The following is a 17,549-nucleotide window of genomic DNA, read 5'->3' as shown; positions in this document are numbered from 1 at the left end:
ATCTATAGCGAAACCCAGATGGTGTACTACCGCTCTGCTGTTGTGCTGGCCCGCTTCCTAAACGGCAGGGCAGTGCGGATTGTCTGGAGCCAGCTTGTAAACAAGGATGGCTCTCGTACCAAGCCAAGCTTGATCCTCTCTACCGACATATCACTGTCTGCCGCCCGGATTATTCTCAACTACGGGCGCAGATGGTCGGTTGAGGATCTGTTCAACCAGCTCAAGAATCGCTGGGGTTGGAAGGAAACCTGGCAGCAGTCACGACAGGTACTCCATCGTTGGGTACAGATACTGTCGGTCAGTTATGTCATCCCCCAGTTGCTGGTGCTCCTTGATGACGCGAAAGTGAAACTTCTGGCTTCCGTTGCTCCGTGGCGGCAGAAACAGCCCAATAAAGATGTCTTGGACGCCACGGTTCTTCAGTTCGGTAACAACCTGTAACCAAAACTTGGCCCCTTCAGTTTCGGCGGCCCACATGCCCAGCACTTCCTTGACACCATCCAGGTTGATGCCGATAGCCAGATAGACGGCCTTGTTCACGACATGGCCATTGCCTCTGACTTTAACCCGGATGGCGTCCATGTAGACGATTGGATAGAGCGCATCCAGCGGGCGGTTCTGCCAGGCTTTGACCGCAGCATCGGTGACGGTGGAAATCAGGCTGGGAGAGACCTCAGCACCATAGATTTCCTCTAAGTGCCCCTGGATTTCCCGCGTGGTCATCCCCCGTGCATAGAGGGAGATGATTTTGTCGTCGAAGCCGACGAACCGGGTCTGCCCTTTGGGAATAATGACCGGTTCAAAGCTGCTGTCGCGGTCACGCGGGATCTCAATCGGCATGGTGCCGAATTTACCTTTTATGGTCTTTGCCGACTTGCCATTACGTGTATTACCGCTCTTGTTGGCGACAACAGCATGCTTCTCGTGCCCCAGGTGCTCGGTCATTTCCGCTTGGAGCGCTCGCTGTAAAACTGCTTTGGTGAGCTGCTTTAACAGCCCGTTTTCTCCGATGATGTCTTCGGGCTTCTTGTTGTAGTTGGCAAGTAGGCGGTCGATCAGTTCGTTGTCAATGGTCATGTAAAGCCAAGAGGTTATCAGGGCTATTGTTGTCAGGGTACTCATCGATATGATGGATAATCCAGATCCGAATCAATGACTCTCTCTGGATTCCGAGGTCGTCCCGGCTTACCCGTCGGCACTGGCGGAACTAGTTCGTGAAACAGCTCACCCAGTACAGTGCCGTAATGGGGCAGTTCATCAGAGACAAACAAGGGCTTGCCTTGACAGCGAGCGGTCAAATCCTTCAGCATCTGCCGGGCATCGTCCAATCCGCGTCCGCCAACCCAGAACGTAATCAACAGGCGCGTGGGGGCATCGACAGCCGTCCAGATCCATGTCCGTCCGTACTGGTGCTCAAGGTCTTCGGCGCAGCCAGAACTTTCCTTTTTTTTACAAAGGACCACAGCTCGTCGAGCTGCACCTCGGTCAGGTTCAATGAAGTCAGTAGGCCGGAGAGCACATGGGCGCAATGCTCGCCTGCCCGCAGGATCACCCGGTTGACCGTGTCCTTGTCCAGTTCCAGCAGGCGTGCGGTGGCTCGTACGCCAACTCCCTCAGCCGCGTGGTGGATGATCTGTCGGATCGCCTCGGCCGGCAGATGTAGGCCAAATAGGGCGCTGGCCTGGGTTGAGGCGAAACGCTTGCCACAGGTGCGGCAGTAAAGCAGGTCGCGGCTTTTGTCCTTGCCATACTTGCCACGAATCGCAATGTTGCCCTGTCGGCGCAGGCCGTAATCCTTGCATTGTTCGTTGGGACAGAAACATTGCTCAAGCTCGCTCATCTAATTGCCTCCGGCGAAAAATGAATTTGAACAAGGTAATCATAATGCAAGTCGGTGCCACATGTCAACTAATTGGGGACATAACCGAATATGGATCTTGTCCACATATTTCATGGATGTGCAAACCGCCAAAACTCCGGGCAGGAAAGATTTTGAAGCCATGGTAGCGTTTTTCCGCAAGCAATCGAAACTGCCGCCCAGCAACGAAAAGTGCCTGACTGCTTTGGTGGAGAAAACGGATCGTTTCTATCGCAATGCCACAGATATGGTCGCCATCAGGGATGTCGGTGCAACCACGCATCTGATCAAAGAGGGCATGGTGATCGGTCCTAACTCCTCCTGTCACGAAAAGTTCGTCCATGGGATGAATGTGATAATGGCCGAGAGGGTGGTTGACAACCTGAGTGAGGAGACGAAGAAAGGGATGCTGGAGAAGGCCCAGCAAGGCATCTGGCCATCTTTCGCACCCATGGGCTATTCAACATCAAGGGGCCTAATAAGAAGCGCATCATCGTCTAGGATCAGGACCCTTGCTCCACTTGTGCGGTTATCTGAAAGGCAAGTCAGCCATTCAAATACACCGACAGATACAAGCCGTGAAAAAAGGTTTCACCGGAAAGCATTTTTGGTCACGCGGCTACTGTGTCAGCACTGTCGGGATGGATGAAGAGACCATCCGAGCATACGTCCGTAACCAAGAATCACTGGAGAAACAGGAAGAACTGAACTTAGGCAACTAGCCCCTTTTAGGGGCTTTCCTCAAGCCACCTGCTATGCAGGTGGTCTGTGACTGAGTTGTTGAGGGGAACCGGAGATGATTTTGATGCTGCTGGAAAAAAATGTTGACTAGGCCATTGGCTATTTGCTATAAAGCCAGAGTTCATTGAGCGGGAATAACTCAGTGGTAGAGTGCAACCTTGCCAAGGTTGAAGTCGCGGGTTCGAATCCCGTTTCCCGCTCCAAATAACTATAAGGAATCCTTCGGGATTCCTTTTTTATTGGCCTGACTTTCGCAATTTCTTTCGCAATTTGTACCTAGGCCACCTTCTTGAACTCGGTTCCCACGAAGTCCTCGCCGAAATAGCCGAGGATCTTTTCCCGGTCCTCCTCCAGACCCTCAACGTAGTCCCCGTACACCTCGTACACCATCTGTTTCGACCCGTGACCCATGAGACCCACCAGACGGTGGGGGGTGATGCCGATCGTCAGTGCCCAGGCAGCGAAGGAATGCCTGAGCACATATGGCACGCGGTGGGGGAGTCCCGCCTGTTTTCCAGCCTTCACCCAGGCATCGTAAAACTCCGATGGCGTGATGGGCTTGCCGCCTTTCAGGGTGATGAGGCGCCTGCCGTCCTGGAAGCGGGCAAGAAACACATCCAGGACCCTTTGGATCGCTGCCGTGATCCTGATCTCCCGCCGGCGGTACTTCGTCTTACCCTGTTTCCTCTCGTGGCCCCGGCTGATCGAACGCCGGATGTACAGGTAGCCGTCCCTGACGTGGAAGGGGGTTATCCCCGCCATCTCGGACGGGATCAGACCGGTCAGCATCCAGAGTTCGGCCACCGGCAGATACCAAGGATCGATGTTCTCGATGTAGGCCATGAACTCATCGAAACGAAGCGGGTCCCGAGCCCCGATGACCCTCTCGGGGACGTTGCCGTCATCGTCCCAACATTCGTCAACCGCCTCGTCCTTCGGCATCTGGTCTGGCACCTTGCGAAACGGGTCCGGCAGTTCCCAGCGGTACTTGTCGCACGCATCGTTCCAGAGTGCCCGCAGCGGCAGAAGGATGTTGGCAATCCGTTTCCGTGAGAGCCGTTTCCCTCTGTTCTTCCTCTCCCGTTTTTGCTTGAGGGAGCGGATGAACTCGCCGATCAGGTTGGTGTTGATGTCAAAGAACGTCCTGGCTCTGAAAAAGGGGACGATCCAGTAGTCGACTGCCGACTTGTGGTCCGTCTTCTTCGTCTCCGAGTCGTAGTGAGCCCAGACCTCTTCGTACCAGCCGGTCACGAAGTCGCCAAACCTGACATGCTGGGGTTTGGCAGTGATCTCAACCCCCTCCTTTGCCGCAAACAGCGACTTCTTCTGCGAAGAGGCCTGGGGGAAGGCTTCAGCGAAGCGGAACTCACCTGTCCTCATCTTCTCGCGCTGACAGAACAGCCACGCCAGCGCCTTCTTCCTGTTTTCCGGGGTATCGGTCAGTCCAGTGGATATCTCCACGCGCTCGCCCAGGTACATAAAATCGAAATAGAGACGCTTCGACCCGCCTTTCCTGACAATGTTCCCTTCTCCCCACTCGAGAATCGTTTCGGCCTTTTCGGCCTTCTTCTTTCCCAAGGTGCTGCTCCTTTCCGTCACCTCCTCTCTGTCTGGCCTTGAGTCCGTCAACCAGCGTAGCAAAAGAGAAAGTTAAATGGCAACAACCAATCAGTACTCCCAGTTAATCCGTTCACTTTGGCTTGTTGGGACGCAATCCGGTTGACTCGGCTTCGACCCCCTCGTCTCATTCTCGCTGTTGCAGATCTCGTGTATCTCGATCAACCGGTCTTTTGACCAGAAGTACCAGACCTTCGCGCCGATCTTGATGAAGTGTCGTTTGGGCACCAACCACCCCTTGGACTTCCACAGGTGTAGCGTACTCATGCCGATCCCCAGTCTGTTGATAAATTCATCTGGCGGAATAAGTTCGAAATGTCCCATAAAATCAAGAGATGGGACCCGTTCAGAAAAAAGGCTGGGGCGAGCTCGAAAATACCTGAACACAAAATGCCCAAGGAGAGGTGAAAGAAAGGAAACGGGACTCCTAACGAACTATTTGCAACCCCACCCCCTCGTTCCCAAAGTCATGAAAAAGGTCGATATCGCTAGCCGCGATTTCGGCCTTTTTTTTATTCGCAGAGCCGTGGCCACGGACTGACATCAAAGAGGGAAGGAGAACACAAATGTCCACACCATTAACAACCGATCTTGCCAAACGAGAAACACTTGCCACCATGATTGGCGCGTACCAGCACGCTACATGCAAAATCCAAGAAGCCTACGCAATCCTTGAGGCTGCCCAAACTACCCTTCGTTCGGTATTCCTCGATGCTCCCGGTTATCGCTTCAGCGTGAACGAACGCAACAATACCGATGTCGGGAAAAAGGCCAGCGACGAGATCAATGCCAGGATCAAGAAAGATGCCTGGGCTGTGATTGTTGAACGGATGGAGTTGAGACGTCTGCTGTCGATACAGAGACGGGCTGAGCTTGATTCCCAGATTGAAAAGGGAGAGCTGCCGGAATTGACCGATGAAAACGTGATGGCGCTGTTCGAGACTTCAGCGGCGAACGTCAACTCCTACCTGGAGGAGGCAGTCAAAGAAGTATTCGACTTTCTCAGGCCACCGCGTAGCAGTTTCAAGACCAACACGGAATACGAACTGGGCAAGAGGGTAATCCTGACCTGGATGGTGGAAAAGGGATGGAATAGAGGCAAGTTCCGCGTCAACTACCATCGGGAGAAATACCTGACTGCCCTGGATAACGTATTCCACATGATCGACGGCAAGGGGCCGGTCAAAAGCTATCATGGTCCTCTGTACGATGCCATTACCGACAGTCCGGACGGAACCGGGGCAACGGAGTACTTCAAGTTCAGGAGCTGCCTGAATGGCAACCTGCATCTGGAATTCCTGAAACCAGTGCTGGTGGCAAAACTGAACGCCATTGCAGGAGGCAACCGTTTGCGGAAGTAATCAATATTCACGACACAGCACACTTTCACCAGACAAGAGGGGGCAAGCTTAGGCTTTGCCCCTTTTGTCGTTCTGGAGGCGATTATGACTGCAATTACACCAACCATCAGGCTTATGACATCACTGCTAGCTCAGGGGGCAGGAATGCAGATAGAGGCCCTGATCCTGGAGTACAACGGCAGCAACTTTCATCTGCACGGCGGAACCAGGGACAAGATCCACGTCTTCATCCAGGGGATATGCCTGTATGTGCTCACGATCAACACCGCTGTCGGCTACGTGGGGCTCAACACCTACATGGCTCCTGAACCGGATGCCATCAACACGATCTTTCTTTATTCGCCGGGGGAGATCAAAGAAACCCTGGGAGCCAAGTGGGAGCAGCTTCCCCCCGAAAGCATCGTCCGCAGACTTATCCGCTATCTCATTTAAAAGGAGCCATCGCCATGACCATAGAAACCATATTCGGCAAAGAAGAATCACCATCAAAACCGCGCAGTCTCAGATTCCGGACCATACGGCCTGTGTTTGAGACGCTTACCATCAAGGAGAACGTACCAGACTACATTAATCCTAAAACCAGACTCACCGCTCCAAGACAGGTATGGGAAATGTTCAGGTTTCTGGGGAGGGAGAGTAAGGAATGGATGCTGGTTCTCTTGCTCGACGGCAAGAACCGATTATCGGCTGTTGACGTGTGCAGTATCGGCAGCCTCAACCAGAGTATCGTTCACCCTAGAGAGATCTTCAAAAGCGCATTACTGGCCAGTGCCGCGGCAATCATCCTAGTCCACAACCATCCCAGCGGCGATACCAGTCCGTCCAGAGAAGACCTGGAGATCAGCAAGCGACTGAAGGAGGCCAGCGACATTCTTGGGATCAAGTTGCTCGACCATATCGTTATCGGGGAAGACGAGTTCACATCTTTCGTGGAAAGGGGGCTCATGTAGTTACCTTCTGTGCAGGCCAGTAGCGAAAGACAGGTAAGAAGATGATCCTCCACCTCCACGCCCGCAGGAGTTAATGACGCTGGTTTTACCTAGAAACCCCTTGGCGCTGGTTTGGTGTGGCGGATGTATAATGATGTTGGTGGAGAGTAGTGACGGCGGTTTGGCGATTAGGAAAGAATTCGCAATCGGTATGCCAAGATCAGTGCCGATTTGGATCGAGGCTTCGCCTCGTTCGGTCTCTCAAGATTCATTTGCCAAGAACCGGCAAATGCATCTTTCGAGATCCGAGCCGAAAAAAATCATCGAATAAAGGCAGGTAACAAAAGGTAACACTACCAGCTTTTACGGGCGGTTATTTCGGTCAGACGTTACCTATGTGTTACCTACAAAAGAAAAAGGACCTAGCAAATCTTGCTAAGTCCTTGATTTCTTTGGAGCGGGAAACGGGATTCGAACCCGCGACCTTCAGCTTGGGAAGCTGACACTTCTCTGTTTATGCGCTTTTCAAATTGACTCTTGATGTCTCACCCGCACCTTACATCTACTTGACTTTTCGTGCTTTTTACTCTATTTTTCTTTCTGTGTGTTTCTCGATCCATCTCTGCCTGCCAACCACCAAACGGAAACAAAACGGAGACAACGGGGTCATTCCAAACGACAAACGGAAACAAAACGGAAACACGAAAAGGAAGCGAAATGGGCAAACAATTCACGGAAAAAGCCATTGCTGCAGCAAAGCCGAAGGAGGCTCGTTACTATCTTCGGGAAGGACGGGGATTCGCCCTGCAGATCCTACCCTCCGGTGCAAAAGCGTTCGTGTATCTGTTCGAACTGAACAAGAGCAAAGGGTACGTACTGCTCGGCCATTACCCCGATTGCTCGCTCGCCGATGCAAGAATAGCATACAACGATGCCTACAAGCTAGTAAAACAAGGCATTGACCCTCGTGACCAGAAGAAAACTGTTGCCGAGGAAAAGGCAAAGGCCGCAAGGGAAGCGGTCCAGGAAGCGGAGGCTGCTGTCGCTGCAACGACCCACCTCCAAAAATATACCTTTGACACTCTTGTCACGGAGGGGGTGCCCGAGAATTTCGTTCCTACCACCGTTGAGCAGCTTGCCGGCGTCTGGTTCGTCAACTACTCGAAAGAGAACCATTCCGAGCGTTGGCAAGGGTCCGCGGTGAGTTGCATCAAAGTCCACATCCTTCCGAACATAGGACAAATGGAAATCGCGGCCGTAAGGCACAAACATGCTGTAACCCTCATCCAAAAGATTGCTTCCACCGTGCCGGGCTCGGCACGCAATACTATGAAATTTGCCAGACAGATGTTCAAGTATGCTTGTCGCCAGGAATGGGCCGAGATTCAGCCATTCATCGAGATTACGGAATCGGTACCTAAGATCGCGCCGAAAACCGATGAACGCCACCTTGATGATGACGAGGTCGTCAAGGCGTGGAATGAGATCAGCAAATCATCGAGCTCTCACGAAGTAAAACGAGCTTTGAAGCTCATCCTCGTGACCGCGCAGCGTCCCGGTGAAGTGGCACAAATGCACCGCGATCAGATTAAGGGAAAATGGTGGACCATCCCGTCTGAGGTGGCTGGGAAAAATGAAAGGGAGCATCGTGTGTACCTGACAGACACAGCCCTTGAGTTGATCGGGGATGGCAAGGGGTATATCTTCCCCTCGGAGAGTGGAAAGCGAGGGCATGTTTCTGGGAACACCCTATCCCAAGCGATTAATCGCGGTTACTTGAGCGACGAAGTGGTGAAAATCGTGGGCAACCGGAAAATCAAGGCAAGAAAAGAACCGTACTTCGGCATGAAGCCGTGGTCACCCCATGATCTTCGTCGCACCGCCCGCACAAATATGGCGCGGGTCGGGGTATCAGATGAGGTAGGCGAGGAGGTGGTGAACCACATAAAGCCTGGAGTTGTGGGAGTGTATAACAAGTACCGCTACGACAACGAGAAAAAAGAAGCCCTCCTCAAATGGGAAGGCCTTCTTCTGGAAATACTTAAAAATAAACCGGACGTTGCTGAATGTCAGTAGAATTCCTCGCTAACCACATTGTATCGGTATCTCATGTTTATTGAAAAAAGCGTGACAGCACACATATACCGGTTGCGGCGTACTCATATATTTTGAGGGGGTAGAGTTGGCCCCCTTCATGACTCCTGTGCGTTATCATCCGTCCAAATGGGCGTTGAAAAACGAAAAGGCGATTACCTGGCAAGTAACCGCCTTTTCTCTCACAAAACTGCTCCGCGTTGAGTGCCATACTTAAGCAATGGAAGTAGGAATTCTTGGGTGCAGATCAGTCCATATGGCTGTGTGATGCCCTCAACGTCTACATCATCATGCCCATTCCTCCAACAAGAACGGTGGCAGTCACGGATTTGGTCGGATCAGCAATGCTGGTGGCCTTGACAAGAAACATCCCCTGGTATGACGGAGCCGTATAGAGCCCTCCCGAAGTAATGATGCCGCTGTTGAGACCTACGCTCCAGGTGACCGGTATATTGGCACTGAATTGCTGGGTGCCGTTTACCTGCAATGAGGCATTTACAGGAGTTATGGATATGCTGCTTGTATTTTGTCCAGCGCCTGGCTGCATGATATTGCCGGACATCATCGTGCCGCCCATCATGTTCCCCATCGGCCCGGTGAATATGGGCATCCCGCTCGAGTTCATCATCGTTACGTTGCCGTTCTGGTCTATCGACATTTTCACATCATCGAACATCCGGTCAAGCCCCTGGCCGATCACGTATGGGGCCGAAATCGGATCAGCATTGGCAACACCATAGGTATTCAGCAGTGGGCCCATCTTTTGCCTCATATCCATCCGAGCAGTGCTCATGTTGCCGAACATGGTCCGCATCGTGGTTCCGTTGGGATTCTTATAGAAGGAGTTCATGGTGGACATATTGCTGAACCCTGCCATGTTGGCCACCATAAGGTTCGACAACGGATTTATATTCGCCGTGCCGGTACCGCCCATTGAATAGAGTGTACCCGCTCTTAGCATGAAGGGAGGCGTTTTGCCGTTAACATTGAACATAAACCCGCCAGTCTGCGGGTTGATCTGAGTGCTCATCTCCGGGTTATTGGCGGAATCCTTCAGGTAAACGGTACCGCTCATCGGAGCGCCGGTTGCTGCGACCCCCGACACCGTTGAGGTTGAAGCTGTAGTGCCGCCCCCGCTGCCACACCCGGCCATAATGCCGGCAGTGATTATCACTGCTGCCGCTAGAGATTTTCTTAACATGATCGTTTCTCCCTTAATCGCTTTCGCAAGCGATGGTTAGAATTCGTAAGAAACAGCGATGCCCATGCCGTAATCGGGGCTTGCAGTGGTTATCCCCTTGGCCAGATAGCCATCGATGCCGGTATGTTTGGTAAGCTGATACTTGACCCGCAGCCGTGCCTCCAAGAGTGACGACGTGCCTTCGACCGGAGCGGTGCTCCCTTTGAGGAACAACATCGGCCGCAACTTTTCCGTGAGTTGATAGCCGCCACCGGCATAGTAATAAAGATAATTTTTGACGGCCAGTACCGACGATTTCCCTTGAATGGCATACCCGGCCTCGCCGTCGGCAACCCAGTTTCCGATCCACTTGGTAAGTTCCACGGCAAATCCCGTATCGAAGGCCCCGGTCCCGAGGAATTTACCCTTATCCGCAGTGGGAAATTTGACGTAGAAATTGGGGCGGATGCTCGGAATATACTCCTCTTCGGTGTATAGAACATAACCAGTCCGCAATTTCATATCACCGAGTCCGAACTGAGAGTCTCCCACGTTCGCGGCTGTTGCGTTCGTCATCGGACTTGATCCCATGCCGGAGCCGACCATGGCAACCGAAGCCGCTTGCATCGTCGAGCCTGTGCTTGCCCGCTGCATCCCCATGAATTCACCCGCGACCACTGCACTGGTGCTTTGGTAAACAAGGGGAATCTCAAGCGAGAAATCGAGTCGTTGGGTCGGATTGACGGCCAACGTGAGCGGCATGAATATGGAGTCGGTTCTGATGCCGGTTCCATACTCGCCGGACGCGAATTCAAAGCCCTGGCTGACGGAATATTTGGGTCCCTCAGCGTCACACCATGCCGGAAAGGCAAGAACGGTAAAGACCGCTAAGAGGAGAAACAACCTGTCAATTCGTAAATTATGCGCCACTGTCTGTTCTCCATTGAAATCTAGTACTTCATTCCTGCACCTTAACGGGTGTTCAACGCCTCATCATACCGCCGCCACGACTCATGCCACCACCCTGCATCATTCCGCCGCTCGGGGAATCGGACATCGCCCCACTGGCGTTCCGCCCTATCCAGGCTGGTCCCCCGCGTTCATTCCTTAACACTACCTGGGCTCCGGTTGTCCGATTCGTTAGTTTCTCAACCAAGAGGTAGGTCTTCCCATCCTTGCCCTGGGCCTTGGAGCCCTTGACAGTTATGTCGTCGCCAGTACGCAGCGGAACCCCCTTCCGCTCCCAGACATTTTTAGGGCCAAGACTGAGGTTTATCGTTTCGTTACCGACCTTGATTTCAGCGAAAACCTGTTCCTTTTCTCCCGGTTGGGGATTTGAACCCATCCGGCCTGAAACAGTCGTGACCGTGTTGACATCATACCCATTGGCGAAGTCCAGACCGCTTTTCCCCAGCTCATCGCTGCCGAAACCAAACCCGGCAAAGACGGTAGTGACCATTAGGTGATGCAGTAGAATCACCACCATCATGACTGAGAAAAAGCGGTCTGGGACCATCGCGAACAGCTCCTGTTTTACTTGGTGGTCATTGTAGTTTTCGGCGTCATGGTCGTCATGCCGGAACCCGCCGGCATAGTCGTCGTACCGGTGCCGGTCATTGTCGTTGTCATGGTGCCGGTGCCGGTCATCGAGGTATTGGTCATGCCGGTTCCTGCAGTCGGCATGGTGCTCGACGGCATGGTCGTGCGGGGCATCGTCGCGGTCATCGACGTTGATCCCATTCTGCTTCCACCCGCGGCTAACGCCTGGCTGGCTACGGCAAGTGCGACAGCTACGGTTACGATGGTGATTTTCTTCATTTCAATTTACCTCCGTGTGGTTGATATTGCTGTATGGAGGTATTTCACAGTACATGCCAAAACGCATATATTACGCATACAGCCGTAATCATTACATTTAGTCATCATATCAATGAATATCGGCATGCGATTTGGTGCAAACAGTTGCACTTCATGAGAACGGTATTGCACCTCATGCGATATTGTCCAGAAGGTTATACTCTTTCAATTTATACTGTAAAGTCCGGCGGGAAATGTTCAGCTCTTCAGCTGCCAGTCGCCTATTACCGTTGTGTTTGTTGAGGGCCTTTACAATCATTTCCCGTTCCACGGATTTCAGCACATCTCTGCTATCGCGTGGTTCCGGGCCGGGTTCACACAAGATTCCGTCCGGCAGGTTGACACATCGGACATTCCCCTGAGCCAGAATTACTGCCCGTTCCATGACATTCTGTAACTCCCGTACATTGCCGGGCCAGCCATAACACTTGAGGGCAGCCATGGCATCGGCATCGATCCCCTTGAGTTTTTTGCCGATCTGCCGGCTGAATCGTTCTAGGAAATATTCTGCCAACAAGGGAATAGCATCCACCCGCTCCCGCAACGGAGGAAGATGCAACGGGAAGACATTCAGGCGGTAATAAAGATCATCACGGAACCGGCGCTCAGCCACTTCAGACTGTAGATTCCGATTGGAAGCGGCGAGAACCCGGACATCGGCCTTGATCTCTTTGCTTCCCCCGACTCTCTCGAATACACGTTCCTGTAGGACTCGCAACAGTTTCGCCTGCAGCGGCAGCGCCATTTCCCCGATTTCATCCAGGAAAATCGTCCCACCTTTGGCCAGTTCAAATTTCCCTTGTCGCGCCTGTAACGCTCCGGTGAATGCCCCCTTTTCATGGCCGAACAGCTCACTTTCCAGCAGATTCTCCGGTATCGCCGCACAGTTCAGGGGTATAAAGCCTGCCGTACTCCTGGGGCTCAGCAGGTGGATCGTTCTAGCCACCAGTTCCTTGCCGGTCCCGCTCTCGCCGTAAATGAGCACGTTGGCTGTGGTCTTTGCCACCTCATGGATCAGTTGTCGCACTTCTTTCATCGCCTGGCCGGCAAAAATGAGTTCTTCAGGAGGTAGTCCGGCCGATTCGGACTCCTTCAGAGACAGATACTCCCTTGTCCTGCTCTGGCTTTCGATTGCCCTGTTCACCAGAACGAGAAGCGTGTCGGGATCGGCAAGCGGCTTGGTGAGGAAATCCACCGCCCCTTCTTTCATGGCGGCGACCGCCTCATCCACTTTACCGAAGGCCGTCAGGAATATAAACTGAGGACGGCTCGGATCGTTTCTGGTTTCCCGGAAGAGCTCAAGGCCGCTTTTACTGGGCATTTTCAGGTCCGATATGACCAAATCGAAATCTTCCTGGCGGAGAAGATGAAGACCTTTCACTCCATCCTCAGCGGTTTTCACCTCATGCCCGTCATCTTCCAGGATCGTGCACAAAAAGCTTCTGAACGTCTGGTCGTCCTCGACAAGGAGAATGCGTCCCTTCATGGGTGACTGCCTCCTTTGGTTTGTTCTTTCAGCACGGGGAGCGTGATGAAAACGGTCGTTCCTTTTCCCGGCGTGCTTTCCACCCGTATCCTGCCTTCATGTTCCTCGACGATCTTTTTGCAGAGGGGAAGCCCCAGGCCGGTGCCCCGCGCCTTCGTCGTGAAGAACGGCTCGAATATCCTGTTCATACCTTCAGAGCTGATGCCTTGACCGGAATCACTCACCGTAACCGTTACGTTTTTTCCGGATACGTTTGCCTTCAAGCAGAGGCGTCCTCCATCGGGCATTGCCTGAAGGGCGTTTTTCAGGAGATTGAGCAACACCTGTCCCAGCTTGTCCCGGTTGCCGAGGACTTGCAAAGCCTCGCTGCATTCGCTCGTGACCGTCACATGCTGCTCCTCTGCTTCGGGTCGTATGAGGGCGACAGCCCAGGCGATCAAATCCTGGAGACCGATTGCGGTTTTGGGCGAAGAATCGCTTCCGGCGTAGGCCAGAAGATCACTCACCAAGCTCTCCAGGCGGAGGGCTTCTCTCACAATGCCTTGGGCAAAACCGGCATTTCGGTCTTCACGGGGTCTCTTCTCGATGACTTGCGCGTACCCCTTGATTCCTGCCAGGGGATTTCTGATTTCGTGGGCAAGCATGGCGCCCATCTCGCCCAACTGTGCCAGCCTTTCCCGTCGTTCCATCTCAATGTGGTGGCGTTCTTCCCGTAAGGAAAATCTGTAAAGAATCGCCAGAAGAATCCATCCAACGCCGAGTAGCGCGAAGATGGCCGCCACGTTGAATTCGGCGCGCCTAACCACTGCATCGGCCCGGTAGGTATGGAGGGTGAGGCGCAGGGCGAGCGTTTCTCCGGGGAGGTAAAAAGGGGTGTAGAATTCGTATGCCTTTTCTCCTGTACCGAGAGTTACCCGCGACTCTAGACTGGACTTACTTTGAAGCACCTCCAAGAACTTTTTATCTTCGCTGGAAGTTCCGATAAGATCGGTGTTGGTGTGGAAGCGGTAGGCACCCTTTCTATCGATCAGCGCAAAAAAGGCAATATCCGTAGGATGGAATTCGGCAAGAGAGTGAAGGGATGGATCGCGTACTGCCATGCTTTCGATGGCGGCGGTGAGGGAATGTGCGAGACCACGGAGATTTTCTTCGGCAATAGAGCGGGAAGCCCGATAATTACTCAAGGCAAACCATATGAGAAACAGGGATATTGCAATCCCGGTTAAAAGGAAAAATTTCTTGAGCATAATCCCCATGATAGGATTGAAATGCGACCGATAGTTCAATCCCTCTTCAGCCACACCGTCCCATCTATATAATGCATATCGGTGGTTCTACCGCACTTCCATCAGTATGATTCTATGCTGACAATCTTAACACGTTCCCGCACCAACTGACCATCTTCATAGAGTCTTTCCCGAATCTTTCGACAGTGGTTATACGAATCGTATCCGACAGGCTCCGCGTAGTAATAAACTCGACTGTCTTCGGTATGGTACTCCACCGGCCTGCCGACATACGCAGCTTCTCTGGCCCCCTGGACTGAGATATCGGCAATCGTTGTCCCTGCAATTGCACCCAAAGTTGCGCCGATTACTCCGCCCCGCCATGGATTCCCATGGTCGAGTATCGCACCGGCAATGCCCCCCATAGTTCCCCCGGCAATGCCGCCTTGGTATTGGTAAGGAGCACAGGCGGTAGTAAACAGGCCAAAAACTGCAATGAATGCGATCGATTTGCCAATGCTTTTTAACATCTTATCCTCCGGAACAAATATTTTCTAGAGGAAAGAACTCCACGAAATATGCCAATATTTGAATGTTACAGTAAAACGCATTATTACGCGTAGTTACGAATAGAGTGATGAGAATTGGGTCACCTGGTCGGTGCAAAACCTTGCCCGCTTCGTGCAAGTTTTTGCACCACTCTTACTTATGTCACTGGCGGGGCAAGACACCTCGACCCATATGAACATTCCGCTCATCATCCAGCTCATCATTCCGCCGTTCATCATGGTTGATCCTCCTTCGCGTAAACAGTCGGATTTTGGATCATAGGTTCACCTTCCGCAGCCGCAGCGCATTCCCGATCACGGAGACAGAGCTGAAGGTCATGGCAGCGGCGGCAATCATCGGGCTCAACAGTACCCCGATTAAAGGGTAAACCACACCTGCCGCCAAAGGGATGCCAAGCGTATTGTAGATGAAGGCGAAGAAGAGGTTTTGCCGGATGTTGTGCATGACAGCCCGGCTGAGCCTGCGGGCGCGTGCGATCCCTCGCAAATCCCCCTTCACCAGAGTTACCCCGGCGCTCTCCATGGCGACGTCCGTTCCGGTTCCCATCGCTATACCCACGTGAGCGAGCGCCAAGGCAGGGGCGTCGTTAATCCCGTCGCCCGCCATCGCCACCATGCGCCCCTCGCCCTGAAGCCGCTTCACTATCTCACCTTTCTGCTCGGGGAGCACTTCGGCTATCACCTCGTCGATGCCGAGTTTACGAGCCACAGCATCGGCGGATGTGCGACTGTCGCCGGTAACCATGACGATGCGCATCCCCTCCTGATGGAGCAGCTCAACTGCCTCGAAGGTGGACTCCTTGATAGGGTCGGTAACTCCCAAAAGCCCGGCCGGTCTGTTGTCAACGGCGACAAACATCACGGTCTGACCATCCTGACGAAGCCTCTCGGCCTGCTCGGTCAGAGTGCCTGGATCTATCGAGAGTTCTTCGAGGTGGGTGCGGTTGCCTACAGCTACAGTCCGGCCATTCACCGTACCGATAACGCCCCTCCCCGTAACGGAGCGGAACTCCCCGGCCTCAGAAATATCCACACCCCTCTCCCGCGCGGCGTTCACCACTGACATAGCCAAAGGATGCTCGCTTCCCCGCTCCAGGGTCGCGGCGAGGCTGAGTATCTCAGTCTCACTTTGCTCAGACATGGCCACTACCGAGACAACGCGGGGTTTTCCCTCGGTAAGGGTGCCGGTCTTGTCCACCACTAGGGTGTCCACTTTCTCCAGGACCTCCAGCGCCTCGGCGTTCTTGATCAGCACGCCGGCAGTAGCGCCCCGGCCTGTCCCAACCATGATCGACATCGGCGTGGCCAGCCCCAGCGCGCAGGGGCAGGCGATGATGAGCACGGCCACGGCGTTGACCAGGGCGTGCGCCATGCGAGGCTCCGGTCCCACAACGAACCAGACGATAAAAGTGAGCAGCGCTACCAGCACAACTGCCGGAACAAAGTATGAAGCAACCACGTCTGCCAGGCGCTGGATCGGGGCGCGGCTACGCTGGGCTTCGCTCACCATCTGCACGATCCGGGCGAGAAGCGTGTCACTTCCGACGCGCTCAGCCCGCATCACGAAACTCCCCGTGCCGTTAACGGTCCCCCCTGTAACGCGGCTCCCTTGTTTTTTTTCGACCGGGACAGGTTCACCGGTAATCATAGACTCGTCCACGTAGCTCGCCCCTTCCAGGACGATACCATCCACCGGCGTCTTCTCCCCCGGACGGACCCGGAGCCGGTCGCCCGGCTTGACTTCCCACAGCGGTATGTCTTCTTCAGCACCGTCCTCGCGGAGCAAACGCGCCGTCTTGGGAGCAAGCTTCAGAAGAGATTTCAGGGCGCTGCTCGTCCGGCTGCGGGCACGGAGCTCCAATACCTGCCCAAGAAGCACCAGGGTGACGATCACGGCAGCAGCTTCGAAGTAGACATCGACCTCGCCGGTATGGCCGCGGAATGATGCCGGGATTACGCCCGGGAAAAGAGCAACGAACAGACTGTAGAGATAGGCCGTGCCGGTGCCGATGGCGATGAGAGTGAACATGTTCAGATTGCGGTTTGCAACAGATCGCCAACCCCGCTGAAAGAAGGGCCAGCCACCCCAGAGCACCACAGGGGTGGCAAGCGCCAACTGGACCCAGGTGATGAGTCCTTTGGGGAAAAGGCCCTGTATCGGACGGCCGGGGATCATTCCCGACATGGCCAGAAAGAAAACAGGGACCGTCAGGGCGAGGCTGATCCAGAATCGTCGCGACATCTCCACCGACTCCGGGCTGATCTCTTCCTCCCCGGTCACTGTTCGAGGTTCCAGGGCCATCCCGCAGATCGGGCAGGAACCCGGCTCCTCTTGAACGACTTCAGGGTGCATGGGGCAGGTGTATTTCTTGCCCGTTTCTCCTGATGTCTTTTGTTCCTCACGGGAAACAATGGCAGGCGTGATATGTCCCAAGTACCGGTCAGGATCAGTGCGAAATTTTTCCAGGCAGTGCTCGCTGCAGAAGAAGTAAAGCTCTCCGTCATGCTCCTGCCGGTAACTTGCGGTGTTCCGGTCAACCTCCATCCCGCAGATGGGATCTTTTGCCACCCGCCCGCCGCTATCGTTGGGACTCTGCTCTCTGCCTCCGTTTTTATCGACGTTTGCCATGG

Annotated in this window: 16 protein-coding genes, 2 tRNA genes and 2 pseudogenes; 7 read left to right on the top strand and 13 right to left on the bottom strand. The window is 53.8% G+C overall.

The genetic code is table 11. The annotated features are described in order from the left end of the window. Positions 1-390 precede the first annotated feature (390 nt). Together JN12_RS07940 and JN12_RS07935 are read right to left on the bottom strand one after the other, a co-directional pair. Positions 391-1,077 (bottom strand): annotated as a pseudogene (locus JN12_RS07940) (IS256 family transposase); the annotation flags it as partial. A gap of 277 nt (positions 1,078-1,354) precedes the next feature. Further along, positions 1,355-1,840 carry a helix-turn-helix domain-containing protein gene (locus JN12_RS07935; RefSeq protein ID WP_145020811.1) on the bottom strand — a complete coding sequence of 162 codons (486 nt, stop codon included), beginning with the start codon at positions 1,838-1,840 and terminating at the stop codon, positions 1,355-1,357. A gap of 4 nt (positions 1,841-1,844) precedes the next feature. Between JN12_RS07935 and JN12_RS20760 the strand changes: the two are divergent. The 3 genes and pseudogenes from JN12_RS20760 to JN12_RS07920 form a co-directional block, all read left to right on the top strand. Continuing rightward, positions 1,845-2,279, top strand: a pseudogene (locus JN12_RS20760) (recombinase family protein); the annotation flags it as partial. Positions 2,280-2,436: 157 nt separating this feature from the next. Beyond that, positions 2,437-2,580, top strand: coding sequence for a transposase (locus JN12_RS20755; RefSeq protein ID WP_407925379.1), 144 nt, complete (start codon positions 2,437-2,439; stop codon positions 2,578-2,580). Positions 2,581-2,727: 147 nt separating this feature from the next. Continuing rightward, positions 2,728-2,802, top strand: a tRNA-Gly gene (locus tag JN12_RS07920). Positions 2,803-2,875: 73 nt separating this feature from the next. On the opposite strand, the gene JN12_RS07915 is transcribed toward JN12_RS07920, so the two are convergent. Beyond that, positions 2,876-4,177: an Arm DNA-binding domain-containing protein gene (locus JN12_RS07915; RefSeq protein WP_145020802.1), complete on the bottom strand. Its 1,302-nt coding sequence runs from the start codon at positions 4,175-4,177 to the stop codon at positions 2,876-2,878. A 90-nt stretch (positions 4,178-4,267) separates the two neighbouring features. Beyond that, entirely contained in the window at positions 4,268-4,483 is a 216-nt protein-coding gene (locus JN12_RS07910; protein WP_145020799.1) for a hypothetical protein, read from the bottom strand. 299 nt (positions 4,484-4,782) lie between these two features. Between JN12_RS07910 and JN12_RS07905 the strand changes: the two genes are divergently transcribed. From JN12_RS07905 to JN12_RS07895, 3 genes are all read left to right on the top strand, one after another. After that, positions 4,783-5,577, top strand: a complete 795-nt coding sequence (locus JN12_RS07905) for a DUF4942 domain-containing protein (protein WP_145020796.1) — start codon at positions 4,783-4,785, stop codon at positions 5,575-5,577. 144 nt (positions 5,578-5,721) lie between these two features. After that, a complete protein-coding gene (locus JN12_RS07900) occupies positions 5,722-6,009 on the top strand; it encodes a hypothetical protein (protein WP_246125791.1) in 288 nt (95 codons plus the stop codon). Positions 6,010-6,023: 14 nt separating this feature from the next. Then, positions 6,024-6,527: a JAB domain-containing protein gene (locus JN12_RS07895; protein WP_145020790.1), complete on the top strand. Its 504-nt coding sequence runs from the start codon at positions 6,024-6,026 to the stop codon at positions 6,525-6,527. A gap of 432 nt (positions 6,528-6,959) precedes the next feature. Here the strand turns inward: JN12_RS07895 and JN12_RS20450 are convergent. Next, positions 6,960-7,059 (bottom strand) — tRNA-Gly (locus JN12_RS20450). A gap of 164 nt (positions 7,060-7,223) precedes the next feature. Between JN12_RS20450 and JN12_RS07890 the strand changes: the two genes are divergently transcribed. Then, entirely contained in the window at positions 7,224-8,582 is a 1,359-nt protein-coding gene (locus JN12_RS07890) for a tyrosine-type recombinase/integrase (protein WP_145020787.1), read from the top strand. Between the two features lie 298 nt (positions 8,583-8,880). Here the strand turns inward: JN12_RS07890 and JN12_RS07885 are convergent, their stop codons facing one another. The 8 genes from JN12_RS07885 to JN12_RS07850 form a co-directional block, all read right to left on the bottom strand. Beyond that, on the bottom strand, positions 8,881-9,801 hold the full coding sequence (locus JN12_RS07885) for a hypothetical protein (protein ID WP_145020784.1): 921 nt from the start codon (positions 9,799-9,801) through the stop codon (positions 8,881-8,883). 36 nt (positions 9,802-9,837) lie between these two features. Next, on the bottom strand, positions 9,838-10,710 hold the full coding sequence (locus tag JN12_RS07880; protein ID WP_145020781.1) for a transporter: 873 nt from the start codon (positions 10,708-10,710) through the stop codon (positions 9,838-9,840). Between the two features lie 52 nt (positions 10,711-10,762). Beyond that, on the bottom strand, positions 10,763-11,296 hold the full coding sequence (locus tag JN12_RS07875; RefSeq protein ID WP_145020779.1) for a DNA-binding protein: 534 nt from the start codon (positions 11,294-11,296) through the stop codon (positions 10,763-10,765). Between the two features lie 17 nt (positions 11,297-11,313). After that, on the bottom strand, positions 11,314-11,598 hold the full coding sequence (locus JN12_RS07870) for a hypothetical protein (protein ID WP_145020776.1): 285 nt from the start codon (positions 11,596-11,598) through the stop codon (positions 11,314-11,316). Between the two features lie 172 nt (positions 11,599-11,770). Further along, complete coding sequence (locus JN12_RS07865; protein WP_145020774.1) at positions 11,771-13,123, bottom strand: sigma-54-dependent transcriptional regulator; 1,353 nt, start codon at positions 13,121-13,123, stop codon at positions 11,771-11,773. Continuing rightward, complete coding sequence (locus JN12_RS07860; protein ID WP_246125790.1) at positions 13,120-14,424, bottom strand: two-component system sensor histidine kinase NtrB; 1,305 nt, start codon at positions 14,422-14,424, stop codon at positions 13,120-13,122. Before JN12_RS07860 ends, JN12_RS07865 begins: the two co-directional genes overlap by 4 nt. 47 nt (positions 14,425-14,471) lie before the next feature. Next, complete coding sequence (locus JN12_RS07855) at positions 14,472-14,879, bottom strand: glycine zipper 2TM domain-containing protein (RefSeq protein WP_145020771.1); 408 nt, start codon at positions 14,877-14,879, stop codon at positions 14,472-14,474. Positions 14,880-15,174: 295 nt separating this feature from the next. Next, entirely contained in the window at positions 15,175-17,547 is a 2,373-nt protein-coding gene (locus JN12_RS07850; RefSeq protein ID WP_145020768.1) for a heavy metal translocating P-type ATPase, read from the bottom strand. Positions 17,548-17,549: the final 2 nt, after the last annotated feature.

The sequence above is a fragment of the Geobacter argillaceus genome, from assembly GCF_007830735.1.
Classification (GTDB): domain Bacteria; phylum Desulfobacterota; class Desulfuromonadia; order Geobacterales; family DSM-12255; genus Geomobilibacter; species Geomobilibacter argillaceus.
Note: the sequence above shows the minus strand (reverse complement) of the source record. Positions and strands in the feature narration are given on the sequence as shown.

Coding starts and splice junctions, on each gene's coding strand:
- JN12_RS07935 (WP_145020811.1), bottom strand. CDS start 1,840: ATGAGCGAGCTTGAGCAATGTTTCTGTCCCAACGAACAATGCAAGGAT.
- JN12_RS07910 (WP_145020799.1), bottom strand. CDS start 4,483: ATGAGTACGCTACACCTGTGGAAGTCCAAGGGGTGGTTGGTGCCCAAA.
- JN12_RS07905 (WP_145020796.1), top strand. CDS start 4,783: ATGTCCACACCATTAACAACCGATCTTGCCAAACGAGAAACACTTGCC.
- JN12_RS07900 (WP_246125791.1), top strand. CDS start 5,722: ATGCAGATAGAGGCCCTGATCCTGGAGTACAACGGCAGCAACTTTCAT.
- JN12_RS07895 (WP_145020790.1), top strand. CDS start 6,024: ATGACCATAGAAACCATATTCGGCAAAGAAGAATCACCATCAAAACCG.
- JN12_RS07890 (WP_145020787.1), top strand. CDS start 7,224: ATGGGCAAACAATTCACGGAAAAAGCCATTGCTGCAGCAAAGCCGAAG.
- JN12_RS07885 (WP_145020784.1), bottom strand. CDS start 9,801: ATGTTAAGAAAATCTCTAGCGGCAGCAGTGATAATCACTGCCGGCATT.
- JN12_RS07875 (WP_145020779.1), bottom strand. CDS start 11,296: ATGGTCCCAGACCGCTTTTTCTCAGTCATGATGGTGGTGATTCTACTG.
- JN12_RS07870 (WP_145020776.1), bottom strand. CDS start 11,598: ATGAAGAAAATCACCATCGTAACCGTAGCTGTCGCACTTGCCGTAGCC.
- JN12_RS07865 (WP_145020774.1), bottom strand. CDS start 13,123: ATGAAGGGACGCATTCTCCTTGTCGAGGACGACCAGACGTTCAGAAGC.
- JN12_RS07855 (WP_145020771.1), bottom strand. CDS start 14,879: ATGTTAAAAAGCATTGGCAAATCGATCGCATTCATTGCAGTTTTTGGC.
- JN12_RS07850 (WP_145020768.1), bottom strand. CDS start 17,547: ATGGCAAACGTCGATAAAAACGGAGGCAGAGAGCAGAGTCCCAACGAT.